The following is a 14,980-nucleotide window of genomic DNA, read 5'->3' on the forward strand; positions in this document are numbered from 1 at the left end:
CTGCCATGTTTGAACGATTTGCCGGCGAAGCAAGAACTGCTGTCCATGCTGGCGCCGAGGAAGCCAAACGCCGTGGAGACCGGAGAATCGGCACCGACCATTTGCTGCTGGGATTGCTCCACGACCCAGAGAGCTGCCGGACTTTGGAGACGGACCTCGAATCTGCCCGCGCCCAGCTCGACACCCTCGACCAGCAGGCGCTGGAAGCCGTGGGCATCACGTTGGGGGACTTCGGCCCGCTGGATGCGCCCAAGGGAAGCAGCCGAACCACCTTCACGTCGGCCGCCCGCTCAGTAATTCAAGACTCCTTGGTACTGACCACCCGGGAGAAGGCCCGCAGGATCACCACCCGGCACCTCTTGCTCGCACTGCTGGAACGGCACGAACCCGATCCGGCCGCCGTCCTGCTCAATAAGCTGGGCGTGGACACGGCGGCACTGAAGGCCCGGCTCCAGAATCCGGGATCCTAGGCCGGCTGTCGTTGCAGGCGCCTGTAGTACAGGTCCCCGAAGTAGTGTTCCGTCGTGGCGGGTGGGTCCGCGCCGGGTGAATTGCTGGTCACCTGGCTGGCTGCGGACAGGTGGAAGCCTGGCAGGGGTGGGGCTGTTGATCGGTAGTGGTGTCCCGTTGGGGTGCTGATGTCGAAGACGTGCCGTGTCCCGTGCTGGGTTGTTGCTGCTCCGGTTTGTGCTGTCCAGCCGGGGAGTTCCTTGGTGTGGTTGCATGCTTCGCACAGGCCCGCGCCGTTGGCCAGGGTGGTGGGTCCTCCGTGGTGCCAGGGGATGATGTGGTCGAAGTGCCTGATCGGTGCGTCGCAGTAGGGGGTCCGGCAGGTGTCGTCGCGGGCCTGGATGAAGCGCCGCATGCCTGCCGGGAATAAGCGCGCCCGCGAATCGACGGCGACAAGTTCTCCGGTTCCGGGGGCGGTGTAGAGACGCCGCAGCAAGACCTTCAGGTCCTGATCCTCGCCGGGTTCGGTTTGGCTGTTCCCGGGCTGGTCCTGGGCAGACGCTCCATGGCGGGGCTGGCCGGGACCGGCTTGGCCCTGGTTCCCGGTGAGGAGTGTCCGTGCCCAAGCGGCGGGGACGATGCCGTAGCCGGGGAGCCTGGCCGGTTCGCTCTCGCCTTGGAACAGGGTGCGGTCGGTCATGACGAGCTGGACTTCAACCCCGCAAATACCGCCGGGGGTGCCGGTGGTGCGTTCGACGAGGGCGTCGGCCATGATCTGTCCCCGGGTGCGTGTGTCTCCGGCGATCCGGGCCTGCGCAGCAGCGGCCGCGGACTTCAAGTCCTCAAGGGCACGCAACTGGTTTATCAGTTCGGTGCTGTCGGAGCCGGGCCGGAGTGAGCTCACGGCGCCGAGTATTTCCTCTATTTGGACGCACGGGACAGCAGTATCCGGACCCGCGCCGCCGGACGGCGCGCTCGAGCCGATCAGCTGTGTTCCCCGGTTCCCGGCCATAACCAAAGCATTCCAGGGGGTCTGACAGTAATAGGTCAAAGAACACCTGCCCGCCGAAAAACCCGGAAATCGGCCGAACGTCGGTCCCCTCCCCGCCGAGAAAGCTACCCCGCCACTAGCTCTACCTCGTATCCGTCGGTATTCACCAGATAGGCGGCGTAGTGGTCGGCCCCGCCGGCGTGGGGATATTTGCTCTCGAACATCTCGTACCAGCCTGAGTCCGCGCCGAGCTCCCGGAGCCGGTCCACGTTCTCCCTCGTCCCTGCATGGAAGGCGAGGTGGTTGAGCCCGGGCTCCGTCCGCCGGTGAGTGCTTCCCGTGAGCGCCGTGGACTGTTCGATCACGATGTACGTGCCTCCGAGTTTCCAACTGCAGCCCTCGGGCCACTCCTGGAATTGTTCGTAGCCCAATTCGGCCAACAGCCAGCCCCACTCTTCCTGCGCCCGCGCGATGTGAGGCACCCAGATCTCTACGTGGTGCAGCGAACCCACTGGAACATCAGCCATGCGCAGAGTCTACTTTTGCCGGGAGTCCGCCGGAATGGCTGGCAACTCCACCACAAATGCCGCGCCACCCTCAGGCGCAGCGCGCACACTGATGCGGCCACCCATCCGCTGCACGATCCTTGCGGCGATGGACAAACCCAGCCCGCTTCCAACAGGCCGTTGTCCGCTGTATCTGGCAAAGAGCGCGCCGCGTTCAAACGCGACGGCGGCGTCCGCCTCCGTGAGGCCAGGCCCGCCGTCGCGCACTTCCACAGTGAGCGCGCTGCCGGAAAGGTACGCGGCGAGCACAACGGGAGAGCCTTCAGGTGTCACGCGCAAGGCGTTTTCCAGCAAACCGTCCACCACTTGGCGCAGCCGCTGGCCATCGCTGCTGACCGGCAACGGCCCAAGAGGCAGTTCGAGCCGTCCAACTATGCCGTTCTGGATGCACACCGCCTGCCATGCCTGCCAACTCTCGCGCAGGATCAGGGATGCGTCCACGGGCTGCAGTTCCACCCGGAAATCATCGGACTCAAGCCGTGCCAATTCCAGGAGATCGCGGACAAAACGGTCCAGACGGTTGGTTTCGACAACGAGCGTCCGTCCGACCCCGCTCACGTCGTCTCCGCTGACCACGCCATCGGCAAGCGCCTCGGCGTAGCCGCGCAGCGCGGTCAGGGGTGTCCGGATTTCATGCGAAATGGAGAGCAGGAACTCGCGTTGGCGGCCCTCGCTGGTCCGGAGCGCTGCATCGAGGGCCTCCAGCGCCTGTGAAACCTCCACCACTTCGGCCGGGCCGCCGGGTGCCACGGTCACGGATCGTTCTCCGGCTGCGAGCCGATGGGCCGAGTATGCCGTGCGCACCAGCGGGCGGCTCAGCCATTGCGCCAACAGGCCGCCGGCCACGATGGCGAACACGAGGCAGACGGCGAGGGCGATCAGCATGCGGCTCAACAGGGGAGCGGCGGCCGCGCGGATTTCGGACACGGGCTGCGCCAGCACCACGCCTCCGCCGGCCGTCAAGGGCCGGGCCTCGAGGACCACAGTGTTCTGCGGACCGTCCACCGTCCTGGATACCGGCTTTCCGGCCAATACATCCGCCACGGTCTTCGCATCCACGAGCCTCGCCCCGCCGCCTGTTACGCGGCCGTCGGTGCTGATTTGCGCGAGCCTCGCGCCGTGCGTGAGCAGATCCGCGCGCAGGTCCTGCAGGCTTCCAAGGCTTGACTGCTTGCTCAGGGAATCGGCCTCGACCGCGAGGTACTTCTTGGCTTCGTCCACCGCCGTGGCGTTGACCAGTTGCGCGGCCAGAATGCCGGCGAGCACGACGGCGACAGTCGCGACGGCGGCGATCACCGCCGTCGTGCGCCCGGCCAGTGTGCCGAACCATCGCCTCACGTGGCTCCCCCGGCGCCGGGGCGGGGCCCGGATGTTTGGGGAGCTGAGGCCGAATAGCCGACGCCGCGGCTCGTCGCGATAGGGGAGTGCCCGCCGAGCTTCGCGCGGAGTTGCGCGATGTGCACATCCACGGTCCGTCCGGCGGCATAACTGGCCTGCCCCCACACGGCGGACAGGAGTTGCTCACGGGAAAAGACCCTGCCGGGCTGGGCCATGAGATACGCGAGGAGGTCGAATTCGGTGGCGGTCAGCGTGAGGTCTTCGGCACCTGCGCGTACTGTCCGGTTCAGCGGGTCCAGTTCGACGCTGCCCAGCACCAATGGTCTGGACCGTGGGGTTCCTTCGGTCCGGCGCAGGACCGCCTTCACCCGGGCGACCAGTTCGGAGGGCGAAAACGGCTTGGTGAGATAGTCGTCCGCGCCCAATTCCAGGCCAAGGACGCGGTCCACCTCCTCATCGCGGGCAGTGACGAACAGTACCGGCGTCCAGTCCTCTGCTTGCCGCAGTTGCCTGCAGAGCTCGATCCCGTCCATACCGGGCAGGCCGACGTCGAGAATCACTGCGACCGGTCTGAGCCGCCTGATCTGTGCCAGCGCGGAAATCCCGTCCCGCTCAACGTGCACCCCGAAACCCGCGCGGCCCAGATAGAGGCGCTGGATATCGGCAATTGCCTGCTCATCCTCGGCAATCAGCACCAATCCGCGGCTGTCTTCCATGCGTCCATTCAACAGCAAGGAGGGAGCCCTTGGAGCCTCGTTGTCGGCCGCCGGGGACGGTTTTACATTCCTCGAACATTGGCCGAACAGTCAGTTCATGCGGCCGGACCAGAGTGTGGTGAAGAGCGCTGGCGGATCGACCGCCGGCCGGAACAAAGGACACGGATCATGAACAAGACCACCCCGAGCTCCAGTACCCCCGCTGAGGGCCGCAAGCGCACCAAGGCCCGCACCGCCGTCGTCGGTGTTTTGGCAGCAGGCCTCCTGCTGGGCGGTGGGATGCTTGCCGCAAACGCAGCCACCTCCCAGCCGACCGCGACGGCCGCGACGGCTTCCGTCGCGGCCAAAACGGCTCTCGGGCGGCATCCGCTGGCGGCCAGCTTGCGGTTCTTCGTGAACGGTGACAGCAGCAAGCCCAACTACGGCCAGCGCGCCGCGAAGATCGCCACGTTCATCCTGGACAAGCGCCCGAAGCTGGCCGCAAAACTTCCAGCCGCGCTGCAGGCGGACCTGAAAGCGCTGAAGGATGCGGCCGACGGCGACCGGGTCGCGAAAGCCACCCACATCCGGGACACCGCACTGAACGGCGGCTACGGCCCGAAGATCCAGGCAGAGGCAAAGCGGATGCAAGAGCAGAAAGCCGACCGCAAGGCGTAAAGGACAAGCCCTAGGCCGGAACCGGGTCCCGGTCCGGCTCCGCTGCTACGGGCGTGCCGTCGTCGAACGGCATTTCGTCCAGGTCGATCAACGGGTTGGTGTCCTGGGTTGCCACGAGCTCGTGAGCCTCGGCCTGGGTGTCCACGCTCGGCATGGAGCCCGGGAGCGGGCGTTGCGCGGATTCACGCAGGAAGTAGATGGCGATCGCGCCAACCACGGACGTGCCCATGAGGTAATACGCAGGCATCATGTCGTTGCCGGTGCCCTGGATCAAGGCGGCGACAATGAACGGCGTGGTGCCGCCGAAGATCGCTACGGAGAAGTTGTAGGCGATGCCCATTCCCCCGTAACGGCTCGACGTCGGGAACAGCGCCGGAAGCGCGGAGGCGAGGTTGGCTATGTAGAACGTGACCGGGAAGGCGATCAGGGCCAAACCGGCAAGCGTGGACCAAATGTCGCCGATGCCGATCAGCAGGAAGGCCGGGACGGCGAACACGACGGTGCTGACCGCGCCGATCCACAGTACGGGCCGGCGGCCGATCCGGTCGGAGAGCTTGCCCGTCAGCGGGATGCAGACTGACATGACGACCAACACGGGGATGGTCAGGAGCGTGCCGTGAACGGGGTCGTAGCCCTTGGAGTCGGTCAGGTACGTGGGCATGTAGGAAGTCAGCATATAGCCCACCGTGTTGGCGGCTGCGGCAAGGATCATGGCGAGGATGATCTGGCGCCAGTAAGCCTTGACGATGCCGATAGGGCCCTTGGCCACTGCGGCGTCGCCCGCTGCGGCGTCCGCGGCGAGGGCTTCCTGGGCATCTAAGGTGGCCTGGAACTGGGGTGATTCCTCGATCTTGCTACGGAAGTATACGGCGATGACGCCGAGCGGACCCGCGATGAGGAACGGCAAGCGCCAGCCCCAGTCCTCCATGGCCGATTGGCCGATGGTGAGCTGCAGGATGGACACGAGCGCCGCGCCAAGGGCGAAGCCGATGTACGAGCCCATGTCCAGGAAGCTCGCGAAGAAGCCGCGGCGCTTGTCGGGAGCGTATTCGCTCACGAACGTGGTGGCGCCGGCGTACTCGCCGCCCGTCGAGAAGCCCTGGATGAGTTTCAGGATGACGAGCAATGCGGCTGCCCAGATGCCGATTTGTGCGTATCCGGGCAGGAGTCCGACGGCGAAGGTGCTCGCCGCCATCAGCAAGAGTGTTGTGGCGAGCACCTTTTGGCGGCCCGCCTTGTCACCCAGCCAGCCGAAGACGACGCCGCCGAGCGGCCGTGCCACGAAGGTCGCGGCGAATGTTCCCAGCAGGAACAGGGTCTGCACGGACTTGTCGGCCTCGGGCAGGAAGACCGGCCCCATCGTTGTGATGAGGTAGCCGAACACGCCGACGTCGTACCATTCCATGGTGTTGCCGACGATCGTGCCGCCGAGTGCTTTTTTCAGCATGGGCTGGTCAACGACGTTGACGTCGGATACCTTGAGTCGACGGCGTGTTGGAAGTTTCAATTTTGAGGCACCGCGTGGTGCGGTCTTGCTCGTTGCAGCGGCGTTCCTAGCGCCTGCTGAAGAGTCGGTGATGCTTCGGTCTGTGGGCATTTGGGTTTCTCCTAGGGAGATCATTTGCTTGCGACATACAGCTGCTCCGCTCTGGGCAGGGTTTCGATTTTACGCGAGATTCGTCGAAACTGAGAGTCGGAGTCTGAATTCCGGGGCCATTCCGGCCCATTTTCGGCGCAAATGTCTGACATCCATGCGCCCCCTAAAGCCCCGGAATCACGCGGATTTTGGCGTGCTCCAGGACTGCGGAACCAAAATTTTTGGTCAGGGTCCTCGAAACGCACAGTTTGCTGATCATTTTTGGTGGGTTTACCGTAGTTTTCCGAGCACCACCGTGGCATCGAATTCTTCGGAATGGACCACCCGCGCGGACAGCCCCGCGTGCCCGAACAGGGCCGCCGTCGTCGGGGCCTGCCGTACGCTCGTTTCAATAAGCAGCCGACCCCCGGGAGCCAGCCATGACGGAGCCTCCTCTGCGATCCTGCGCTGCACGTCCAAACCGTCCGCGCCGCCGTCGAGCGCCACCCGCGGTTCATGCAATCGGGCCTCCGGCGGCATCATCCCGATCGAGTCAGTAGGGACGTAGGGGGCGTTGGCCACCAGGACGTCGACCCGGCCGCGAAGAGTCTCCGGCAGTGCCGAATAGAGATCGCCTTCATGCACCTGTCCGCTGTCCGGCCCGATGTTGCGGCGGGCGCAGCGGACCGCAGCGGGGTCGACGTCGGCCGCATGAAGCTCGATGCCGCCCACCGCGGCAGCCAAAGCGGCGCCCACGGCACCCGAACCGCAGCAAAGATCGACGACGACGGCGCCCGGCCTGGCGGCGCGGGCCGCCTCCTGGACGAGGTACTCCGTGCGGCGGCGGGGGACGAAGACTCCGGGATCCACCGCAATGTGTTGGCCGCAGAACTCGGCCCAGCCCAGGAGGTATTCAAGGGGTAATCCCGAGACGCGTTGTTCGACCAAGCGGTCAAGGTCCTCCGGAGCGCGCGCCGCGGCGATCAGGAGGCGGGCCTCGTCTTCGGCGAAGACGCAACCGGCAGAACGGAGCCGTGCTGTGACGGCGGAATGGGAAGGCTGGAACGTGGGTGCTGACATGGGAGAGCCTTTCGGGACACCGAGGGGTGCTCTCCGGGCTATGCTAGCCGAGAGCGTAGGTGGGGGCCATGCGTGAAACGGCTTCGACAAAAGCCGGGGTTCACAAACACGGCCAGGAGTGTCTAGGGTGGGTGCATGGGAACACTGATTTTTGAATAGACCAGCGGGTCCTGGTTCGTCGCAGCTGCCGTCAAGGCACTGCCGACCCTTGCCGATGCCGCTGAGTTTTGATCCGACAAAAATCCATGCCTGTTGAGGCTTCGCCTCCGCGCCGTTCCTGTTGCTTTCACTAGACCCAGAGTCTCGCAGCGGACATCGCGTCCCGATACCTCCTCAGGCAAATCAAGAGCTTTAAGGAGTCCACTGCATGACACCGAACACACCCGAAACCGACGCCGGGCAGGAACCAGTAGCGCAGGAAACCGACGCACCGGCTGCCGGTGTCCGATCGAAACTGACTGACGCGCAGAAGGAGATGCTAGCCAGCAAATCCCGTGGCGGGGCAGCTAACAGCTGGCAAAGCACCGGAAAAGGACACAAGCCCACTCAAGCGAGTGGCAAGCTGGCCAAGTCCGAGAAGAAAGTCCGCTGGTAGAACCTGCAGACAAGCGGACAGCTCCCACCTAGTATGGAAAATCCCTTCGTTTCAATGCAGAAAGGAAGAACAATGGCTGCGAAGCACGTTGCGCAACAAATCAACTCCGAGGTGGCCAGCCATCTGGTCGAGTCCATGGACAAGGCGCCCATGCCGGCCCCGGCAACTGTGGCCATGGCACTGGGTTCGACCCAAGGACAGGCTTGGCCAGACGGTAGCGGCAAGACCAAGCACCCCAAGGACCGCGGCGCCAACCACGGCCGCGCGGGCCAGCAGGCGGCGGTCACAGCGGTCCACCGCACCAGCCGACCCCAGATGCCACACTCCTCTTAGGAACACCTTCGACACGGAAAATGCCCTGCGAGACCGGAATTCCGGTGGCGCAGGGCATTTTCCGTTTCGCTGGATTGGTCGGGGAGCTAGGCGCGCTCGACGTCGTCGGGGGACTTGTCGGTGCGCCATCCTCGCCAGACGGGATGGCGCATCCGCTCGGTGCCGGTCCAATCGCCGAACGTCACCTCTCCCACGAGTTCGGGCGAAACCCAGTGCGCGGTGGCGGCGTCCTCGGCCGGGATGTCATGGAAAGGTGAGTCCGGGCGATCGAGCCCCTGCATGCGCTTCAGGATGTCTCGCAGTTGCCAGTCCTTGAACCCGGTGCCTACCCGTCCCGCGTAGCGGAGCTTGTCGCCGTCGGGAATTCCCACGAGCAACGCGCCAATGGTCCCCAGCCTCGCCCCGGCGCCGGGCCGCCAGCCACCCACCACCACTTCCTGTGTGCGTTCCAACTTGAGCTTGATCCAGGACCTGCTGCGCCGCCCCGGCTGGTACCGGCTATCCGCGCGCTTGGCCATGACCCCCTCCAGGCCAAGCTCCTCGGCGCTCGCCAGGATGTCGTCGAGGTCATGCTCAAGAACCTCCGATACATGGATAGGGGAGCCCTTGGCCGGGAGCTTGGCACGGAACGCCGCCAACCGGTCCCGGCGCTCGCTGAGTGGCAGGGAGGTGAGGTCGGCGCCGCCTTTTTCGGTACTGCCTTTTTCGGCGTTGCCGTGGGACCCGGCGTCGTACAGGAGATCGAACACCATGAGGTGCACGGGGACCGCGGCCCGGGCGCGTTCGACGTCGCCGGGTTTGAAGAGGTTCATCCGCTTTTGGAGCAACTCGAAGCTGGGCCGGCCGTTCTTGCTGAGTGCGACGATTTCCCCGTCTGCCACGAAGTCGTGATCCGGCCAATAGCGCGGATCCGCCAGTTCTGGATACGTAGGTGTCATGTCGATCCCCGAGCGGCTGGTCAACCTGATCTTGCCGCCCGAACCTGAAACGATGGCCCGGAAACCGTCCCATTTGAGCTCAAACAGCCAGTCGCCGGAGGAGACGTCGGCGGTTGTTCCGGATGTTGCGAGCATGGGTGCGTAGCTGGGGGTCCCGATTGATTGCGGCCGGGAGTCTGGCAACAGCACCGCCCGGTGGCCCGGTTTGTCCTTCATCAGGTGGATCAGCCACTGCGACGGCGACTCCCCGGTGTGGATGAGAGCGAAACGGCGGGTGCCGTGCAATCCGCCGCCGGGTTTGCCGGTGAGGGTGGCGATGACTTCCTTGCCGTCGCGCCATTTTTCGCACTCGAACTCGCCGCTGTCCCAGATGCTGACCGTCCCGGCACCGTACTCGCCCTTCGGAATGATGCCCGCGAATTGCGCATACTCCATGGGGTGGTCCTCCGTCCGCACCGCGAGATGGTTCTTGTCCGGAGTGTCCGGCACGCCCCGCGGCAAGGCCCAGGACGCCAGGACGCCGTTGTGTTCCAGCCGGAAATCCAGGTGGAAACGTCGGGCGTGATGCTCTTGGATGACGAAGATTCCGCCGGGCGGATTGGGTTCCGCGTCGGCCTGGAGGGGACGCGAACCGGGTTGGTGTCCGACGGCGGGAAACGGTTCGGGCGTCCGCTGCGGATCGCGCTTGTCCACGTAGCTGGCCAGCCGCGGGTTCACGGCGGTGGCCGCGACGGCGGTGCTTGCGACTGCGGCGGTGCTGACGCCGGCCGCACCGGGTGAGCCGCCGTCGTCGTCGTTCTTGGCTGCCGCCACCGCGGCGAACGGGTCCTTTCCCTCCTTGACGCGCTTCATGACGGCTGTGAAGTCGAGATGCTCGAGCTTGGGGGAGGCGAGTTCCCGCCACGTCCTCGGGGCGGCGACCATGGGGTGGGCCCGACCGCGGAGGGAGTACGGGACGATGGTGGTCTTGTTCCCGCTGTTCTGGCTCCAGTCCACCAGGACTTTGCCGTTGCGCAGGGTCTTTTTCATGTCGCTGACCACAAGGTCCGGATGGTCGGCCTCGAGCGAGCGCGCCAATTCGTGGGCGAACGCGGAGACCTGCTCCCATTTGCGGGTGCCATCCAGGCCCGCGTAAAGATGGATCCCCTTGCTGCCGCTCGTCACCGGAACCGGATCAAGTCCGATGTCCTGCAGGATGCTGCGAGCCAACTTGGCGACTTCGGCGCATTCGGGAAGGCCTGTGCCGGGACCCGGATCGAGGTCCAGGACAAGGCGGTCCGGCGGCAACATGGTCCCGTCGGCGTCCACTTGCCATTGCGGCACGTGGATTTCCAACGCGGCAATCTGGGCCAGCCAGGTGAGCGTGGCAAGGTTGTTGACGAGCGGATAAACGTTGCTGTGTTCCCTATGCTGGATGGTGACCCTGGGAACCCATGGCGGCGTGGAGTCGTCCAGATTCTTCTGGAAGAACATCGGCCCGGGATCCGAGGTGGTCCCTACTCCGTGCACCCAGCGCTTCCGGGTGGCGGGCCGGTTCGCGGCAGCGGGGATCAGGAACGGGGCCACGGCGGCGTAATATTCGAGCACTTCGGCCTTGGTGGTGCCAGTCTCCGGGTAGATGATTTTGCCCAGGTTGGTGAGCGTCAATTCATGGCCTTCAACGTTGACGCGCTCCTTTTGGCTGGTTGCCACCTCTTCACCTCCGCCTTCTTGTGATGTTCACTTAGTGCATGAGGGCCATATGGAAGGGTTCTATCGCGTTCGGGCTGGTCAACGTACCTGTCAAGCTCTACAGCGCCACCGAGGACCACGATGTCAGTCTCCACCAGGTCCACAACAAGGACGGAGGCCGCATCCGTTACCAACGGAAGTGCGAAATCTGCGCCTCTGTTGTGGATTACGAGGATATCGACAAGGCCTACGAAGAGGAAGGCCGCACCGTGGTGCTCTCCGCGGCCGATTTGAAGTCGCTGCCCGCGGAGAACAGCCGCGAAATCGAGGTAGTGGAGTTCGTTCCGGCCGAGCAACTGGATCCCATCATGTACGAGCGGCCCTACTACCTCGAGCCGGATTCCAAGTCGCCCAAGGCCTACATGCTGCTTCTGCGCACGCTGCAGGACACCGAGCGCGTCGCGATTGTGCAGTACGCCCTCCGGCAGAAGACCAGGCTGGGCGCGCTGCGGGTACGCGGCGACGTGCTGATGCTGCAATCCCTGCTCTGGGACGACGAGGTCCGCGAAGCCGACTTCCCGTCGCTGGAAACGGACGTGAAGATCTCGGACAAGGAGCTGGAGATGTCCGCCGCACTGGTGGACTCCATGGCGCGCGACTTCGAGCCCGAGCAATACACCGACAACTACCAAGTTCAATTACGCCAACTCATCGCTGCCAAACTCGAAAAGGGCGATTCCATCGACACCGAGGAGACGTTCGGTGTCGCAGCCAGCGAAGGGGAAGGCGGCGAGGTCATCGACCTCATGGAAGCCCTCAAACGGAGTCTCGATAAGAAGCGCGGCAAAGCGGCCAGCGGATCGTCTGCTGCGTCGTCCACCGAAGAGTCCGACGACGGCGCCACCACAAAGGCGGCGAGCAAGCCCAGGGCGAGGGTCAAGAAAGCCTGACGCGCCGCCGTCGTGCGCCCCGCGAAAAGGGGACATGTCCCCTTGGATGGCCTAGTGGTTTCGCAACGCCGAGATCAGCTCGGCTTTCTTCTTGCCTGAATACCCTGTGAGCCCCAGCTCTTTGGCCCGGGACCTCAGTTGGGGCACGGTCCAGTCCTCGTAGTCGCCCGACTTGCCTCCTCGGTGGCCGATTTCCTTGCGGCCCTCCTTGGCTGCGGCATTCGAGATTCTGGCCGCCTTTTCCTTCGAGGCGCCATCCTCCCGGAGGGTTTCGTAGAGTTCCGGATCCTTGAGGCTGGGATTCTTCTTGTTGGGCATGCGTTCCTCCTACGGTCAAGATCCTCGCTAGGACGGAAGCTCCATCCGGAACCCGCAGCGGCACTGCAACACCTTTGTCGCGAGGTACACGTCGAGAAGGTCGACAGCGGGGTCCTCAGTGGACATCGGAGCATACACGCTGTGGAATCCGGTTCCTGAAATCTTCATGGGTTCGCCGCAATGGATGTATTCCCCGCCGAATTGAAGCACGCCTGATACCGTGCCTCGCTGGTTCAGGATGGCCGCGACGTCCTGGAATGTCGCGGCATGGGCATAGAATCTATCGCATTCCACGCAGGTGTAAGTGACATCCACGAGCTCTGCCACCGGCGGTTTGAGGGGCTCGATGGAGTCGAGGATCACGTACTCGGCTGTGCGGCAATTGCCACACCAGATTCGTTCCGCTCTGGGGTGGGGCGCGCCATTGGGAACAATCGGGTCAGCGATAGTCGGCATCGACTTAACTCCTTGAACCGGGAAGTGCGGCTCCCGCGCGAGGCGGAAGCCGCACTTCGAGCGGATTTAGTCCTTCTTGAAAGCGTCCTTGACCTTTTCGCCGGCCGATTTCAGGTCGCTCTTGCTTTGATCCATCTTGCCTTCGGCTTCGAGCTTCTCGTTACCCGTCAGCTTTCCAGCCGCTTCCTTGGATTTGCCTGCAAGCTTTTCTCCGGCGTTCTGGATCTTGTCATCTGCACCCATGGACGTACTCCTTTGCTGGTAATGGATTTACTTCATTCCGCCGAGCGGTGTTGGGCCCGGCCGATGGGGCCAGGCGTCCTACGCGCTGTTGTCGGTCAAACGCCGTGTGACCTGCGGCCGGACATGAAGCTGAGGAGCCAGCCGATGGCCGCGACGATCAGGAGGACCACGCCGACCCAGAGGAGCCAGCTCACGGCCTGCGAGAATCCGCCGACGAGCAGAAGAACGATTGCCACAACGCCTGCAATGATCAGAAGAGTGTTCACAATGACACATTCCTTACTTCAGCGGGACCGCCGGCAAGCGCCCGGGTCCCTTGCGATGTATTCGGTTATTGGTTCGCTTGCGAACCGTTGTTCCCCGCCAGGCCCCCAGGCCCCTGCAAGGTCTTGCTGTAGCGATACCGCCCCGGATTTTCGGGGTTTTCATCCGGTACGAACCGGTACCGACTTCCTCCATGGTACTACTAAGCACCCTTATCAAATCAAGTACTAAGTACGCTTACAAAGATTTTTGGGTTTAGTCGTAGGCTAAACGGAAGGTCGTGCGCCGGTTTCCGGCGCCCGCTTCGGATGGTCGTCTAGGAGGAGAAAACGTGAAAGCATCGCAAACTCTGGCAGATAATCTTCAGCTGGTCCTGACGGATCTCATTGAACTCCAGCTCCAGGGAAAACAGGCCCATTGGAACATTGTCGGCCCCAATTTCCGGGACTTGCACCTGCAGCTTGACGAACTCGTCGCAGCCGCCCGGGAGTTCGCCGACGAAACCGCCGAACGGATGCGGGCGCTCCATGCCCTTCCCGATGGCCGGAGCACCACCATCGCCGCCTCAACCAGGCTGGAGCAATTCCCTGCGGGGCTGACCAAAACCAAGGACGCCGTGAAGCTGATCACCGACCGCCTGGAGCGGACGGTCCAGACCATGCGTGATGTCCATGACGAAGTAGACAAAGAAGACCCCACGACGGCGGATCTCCTCCACGCGTTTATTGCCCGTTTGGAGCAGCTCGCCTGGATGGTCAGCGCAGAGACCATGTCAGCCAGTGCGTCCGTGGCAGACCCACAGGAAGCCTAGAAACCCGGGAACGTAGGCGAACGGCGCCACGGGTATGCCACGGCTCCGCCGCAGCAAACCCGGCACCCCGGGCATTTCCCGACGAAAGTCCGGCCGCGGATTCAGTTACCACCGCCCGGACGGATCGCTTGTCTCGGGTGCGGAGCGCAAGCGCCTTGACGCGCTGGCGATTCCCCCGGCCTGGGCCGACGTCTGGATATGTCCGTTCGAGAACGGACATATCCAGGCAATGGGAGTGGACGACGCCGGCCGGAGCCAATACATCTACCACCCGGAGTGGCGGGCCCGCCAGGATACTGAAAAGTTCGCCCGGGCCGCGCGCCTCGGAACCCTCCTGCCACAGGTGCGCCGTATGGTCTCCCGGCATCTGCGGGAGTCATCTTCGGAGAAGACCAAAACTTTGGCCGCGGCCGTGCGGCTCATGGACCTCGGCGCCTTGCGCGTTGGATCCGATGGCTACACGCGACGCAACGGCTCATACGGCCTCACCACGCTGAGGTGCAAGCACGTGAAGGTCAACGGGGATGCGGTTTCCCTGCATTTCCCGGGGAAAAGCGGTCAAACCTGGGATTCCATCATCGAGGACCCTGTGCTGGCCCGATTCCTGGGACCCTTGGCAGGTAGGCCCGGCAAGGAACCCCTGCTGGTCTTCCAGGAGGGTGACGGCCGGGTCTCGCTGAATGCCGTGATGGTCAACGAGTACCTTCGTGACATCACAGGCGGCGACTACACAGCCAAGGACTTACGCACCTGGAAAGGCACTGCGGCGGCCGGTATGGCGCTCGCTGGCCCCGCTTCGAAAGTGTCGGCCCGCCAGCGAGTCCTCGAGGCCATCAAGCAAACCGCCGAACTACTTGGCAACACGCCAACAGTGGCGAGGGCAGCGTACGTCGATCCGCGCCTCGTGGAGGGATTCCTGGCCGGCGATCTCGAACAGCTCAGGGCCAGCGAGTCGGATGTTGCGGCCTATCTGGCGTCATTACCCTGAATAATTTGCCCTGAAAAACAAAAGAGCATGCTCCCCGCT

At 64.0% G+C, this 14,980-nt stretch carries 17 protein-coding genes and 1 pseudogene; 7 read left to right on the plus strand and 11 right to left on the minus strand.

The genetic code is table 11. From position 1 onward, the window contains the following. The first annotated feature begins 5 nt into the window (after positions 1-5). A complete protein-coding gene (locus tag QRN52_RS16815) occupies positions 6-470 on the plus strand; it encodes a Clp protease N-terminal domain-containing protein (RefSeq protein WP_284754423.1) in 465 nt (154 codons plus the stop codon). Here QRN52_RS16815 and QRN52_RS16820 read toward each other — a convergent pair. The 4 genes and pseudogenes from QRN52_RS16820 to QRN52_RS16835 form a co-directional block, all read right to left on the minus strand. Beyond that, positions 467-1,348: pseudogene (locus QRN52_RS16820) on the minus strand (HNH endonuclease); the annotation flags it as partial. The gene QRN52_RS16815 and the pseudogene QRN52_RS16820 overlap by 4 nt on opposite strands. A 218-nt stretch (positions 1,349-1,566) precedes the next feature. After that, complete coding sequence (locus QRN52_RS16825; protein WP_284754424.1) at positions 1,567-1,968, minus strand: VOC family protein; 402 nt, start codon at positions 1,966-1,968, stop codon at positions 1,567-1,569. Between the two features lie 9 nt (positions 1,969-1,977). Then, positions 1,978-3,345 (minus strand): sensor histidine kinase, encoded by a 1,368-nt coding sequence (locus QRN52_RS16830; protein WP_284754425.1) that lies wholly within the window; start codon positions 3,343-3,345, stop codon positions 1,978-1,980. Next, positions 3,342-4,061, minus strand: coding sequence for a response regulator transcription factor (locus QRN52_RS16835; RefSeq protein WP_284754426.1), 720 nt, complete (start codon positions 4,059-4,061; stop codon positions 3,342-3,344). The genes QRN52_RS16830 and QRN52_RS16835 overlap by 4 nt, the downstream gene beginning before the upstream one ends. A gap of 168 nt (positions 4,062-4,229) precedes the next feature. On the opposite strand from QRN52_RS16835, the gene QRN52_RS16840 reads away from it, so the two are divergent. After that, positions 4,230-4,718 carry a hypothetical protein gene (locus tag QRN52_RS16840; RefSeq protein WP_284754427.1) on the plus strand — a complete coding sequence of 163 codons (489 nt, stop codon included), beginning with the start codon at positions 4,230-4,232 and terminating at the stop codon, positions 4,716-4,718. Positions 4,719-4,728: 10 nt separating this feature from the next. On the opposite strand, the gene QRN52_RS16845 is transcribed toward QRN52_RS16840, so the two are convergent. After that, a complete protein-coding gene (locus QRN52_RS16845; protein ID WP_284754428.1) occupies positions 4,729-6,315 on the minus strand; it encodes an MFS transporter in 1,587 nt (528 codons plus the stop codon). 270 nt (positions 6,316-6,585) lie between these two features. Next, entirely contained in the window at positions 6,586-7,374 is a 789-nt protein-coding gene (locus QRN52_RS16850; protein WP_284754429.1) for a putative protein N(5)-glutamine methyltransferase, read from the minus strand. A 367-nt stretch (positions 7,375-7,741) separates the two neighbouring features. Here QRN52_RS16850 and QRN52_RS16855 point away from each other — a divergent pair, with 367 nt between their 5' ends. Both QRN52_RS16855 and QRN52_RS16860 read left to right on the plus strand, forming a co-directional pair. Then, entirely contained in the window at positions 7,742-7,969 is a 228-nt protein-coding gene (locus QRN52_RS16855; protein ID WP_284754430.1) for a hypothetical protein, read from the plus strand. Positions 7,970-8,041: 72 nt separating this feature from the next. Next, complete coding sequence (locus tag QRN52_RS16860) at positions 8,042-8,302, plus strand: hypothetical protein (RefSeq protein WP_284754431.1); 261 nt, start codon at positions 8,042-8,044, stop codon at positions 8,300-8,302. Between the two features lie 86 nt (positions 8,303-8,388). Here QRN52_RS16860 and QRN52_RS16865 read toward each other — a convergent pair whose 3' ends face one another. Then, entirely contained in the window at positions 8,389-10,932 is a 2,544-nt protein-coding gene (locus tag QRN52_RS16865) for an ATP-dependent DNA ligase (RefSeq protein WP_284754432.1), read from the minus strand. 38 nt (positions 10,933-10,970) lie between these two features. On the opposite strand from QRN52_RS16865, the gene ku reads away from it, so the two are divergent. Beyond that, positions 10,971-11,861, plus strand: coding sequence for a non-homologous end joining protein Ku (ku, locus tag QRN52_RS16870; protein WP_284754433.1), 891 nt, complete (start codon positions 10,971-10,973; stop codon positions 11,859-11,861). 51 nt (positions 11,862-11,912) lie between these two features. Here ku and QRN52_RS16875 read toward each other — a convergent pair whose 3' ends face one another. From QRN52_RS16875 to QRN52_RS16890, 4 genes are all read right to left on the minus strand, one after another. Beyond that, entirely contained in the window at positions 11,913-12,179 is a 267-nt protein-coding gene (locus QRN52_RS16875; RefSeq protein WP_284754434.1) for a DUF7218 family protein, read from the minus strand. 27 nt (positions 12,180-12,206) lie between these two features. Further along, positions 12,207-12,635, minus strand: coding sequence for a hypothetical protein (locus tag QRN52_RS16880; RefSeq protein ID WP_284754435.1), 429 nt, complete (start codon positions 12,633-12,635; stop codon positions 12,207-12,209). 66 nt (positions 12,636-12,701) lie between these two features. After that, the gene (locus tag QRN52_RS16885; RefSeq protein WP_234754057.1) at positions 12,702-12,878 is read right to left on the minus strand and encodes a CsbD family protein; all 177 of its coding nucleotides are present in this window, start codon (positions 12,876-12,878) and stop codon (positions 12,702-12,704) included. Between the two features lie 95 nt (positions 12,879-12,973). Beyond that, a complete protein-coding gene (locus QRN52_RS16890) occupies positions 12,974-13,144 on the minus strand; it encodes a DUF2207 domain-containing protein (RefSeq protein WP_139359614.1) in 171 nt (56 codons plus the stop codon). Between the two features lie 329 nt (positions 13,145-13,473). On the opposite strand from QRN52_RS16890, the gene QRN52_RS16895 reads away from it, so the two are divergent. Together QRN52_RS16895 and QRN52_RS16900 are read left to right on the plus strand one after the other, a co-directional pair. Beyond that, on the plus strand, positions 13,474-13,953 hold the full coding sequence (locus QRN52_RS16895) for a Dps family protein (RefSeq protein ID WP_284754436.1): 480 nt from the start codon (positions 13,474-13,476) through the stop codon (positions 13,951-13,953). Positions 13,954-13,987: 34 nt separating this feature from the next. Then, entirely contained in the window at positions 13,988-14,941 is a 954-nt protein-coding gene (locus tag QRN52_RS16900) for a DNA topoisomerase IB (RefSeq protein ID WP_284754437.1), read from the plus strand. Positions 14,942-14,980: the final 39 nt, after the last annotated feature.

Origin of the sequence: Arthrobacter sp. efr-133-R2A-120, assembly GCF_030209835.1 — a bacterium.
In the GTDB taxonomy this organism is placed as follows: Bacteria; Actinomycetota; Actinomycetes; order Actinomycetales; family Micrococcaceae; genus Arthrobacter.

Coding starts and splice junctions, on each gene's coding strand:
- QRN52_RS16815 (WP_284754423.1), top strand. CDS start 6: ATGTTTGAACGATTTGCCGGCGAAGCAAGAACTGCTGTCCATGCTGGC.
- QRN52_RS16825 (WP_284754424.1), bottom strand. CDS start 1,968: ATGGCTGATGTTCCAGTGGGTTCGCTGCACCACGTAGAGATCTGGGTG.
- QRN52_RS16835 (WP_284754426.1), bottom strand. CDS start 4,061: ATGGAAGACAGCCGCGGATTGGTGCTGATTGCCGAGGATGAGCAGGCA.
- QRN52_RS16840 (WP_284754427.1), top strand. CDS start 4,230: ATGAACAAGACCACCCCGAGCTCCAGTACCCCCGCTGAGGGCCGCAAG.
- QRN52_RS16845 (WP_284754428.1), bottom strand. CDS start 6,315: ATGCCCACAGACCGAAGCATCACCGACTCTTCAGCAGGCGCTAGGAAC.
- QRN52_RS16850 (WP_284754429.1), bottom strand. CDS start 7,374: ATGTCAGCACCCACGTTCCAGCCTTCCCATTCCGCCGTCACAGCACGG.
- QRN52_RS16855 (WP_284754430.1), top strand. CDS start 7,742: ATGACACCGAACACACCCGAAACCGACGCCGGGCAGGAACCAGTAGCG.
- QRN52_RS16860 (WP_284754431.1), top strand. CDS start 8,042: ATGGCTGCGAAGCACGTTGCGCAACAAATCAACTCCGAGGTGGCCAGC.
- ku (WP_284754433.1), top strand. CDS start 10,971: ATGAGGGCCATATGGAAGGGTTCTATCGCGTTCGGGCTGGTCAACGTA.
- QRN52_RS16875 (WP_284754434.1), bottom strand. CDS start 12,179: ATGCCCAACAAGAAGAATCCCAGCCTCAAGGATCCGGAACTCTACGAA.
- QRN52_RS16880 (WP_284754435.1), bottom strand. CDS start 12,635: ATGCCGACTATCGCTGACCCGATTGTTCCCAATGGCGCGCCCCACCCC.
- QRN52_RS16885 (WP_234754057.1), bottom strand. CDS start 12,878: ATGGGTGCAGATGACAAGATCCAGAACGCCGGAGAAAAGCTTGCAGGC.
- QRN52_RS16900 (WP_284754437.1), top strand. CDS start 13,988: ATGCCACGGCTCCGCCGCAGCAAACCCGGCACCCCGGGCATTTCCCGA.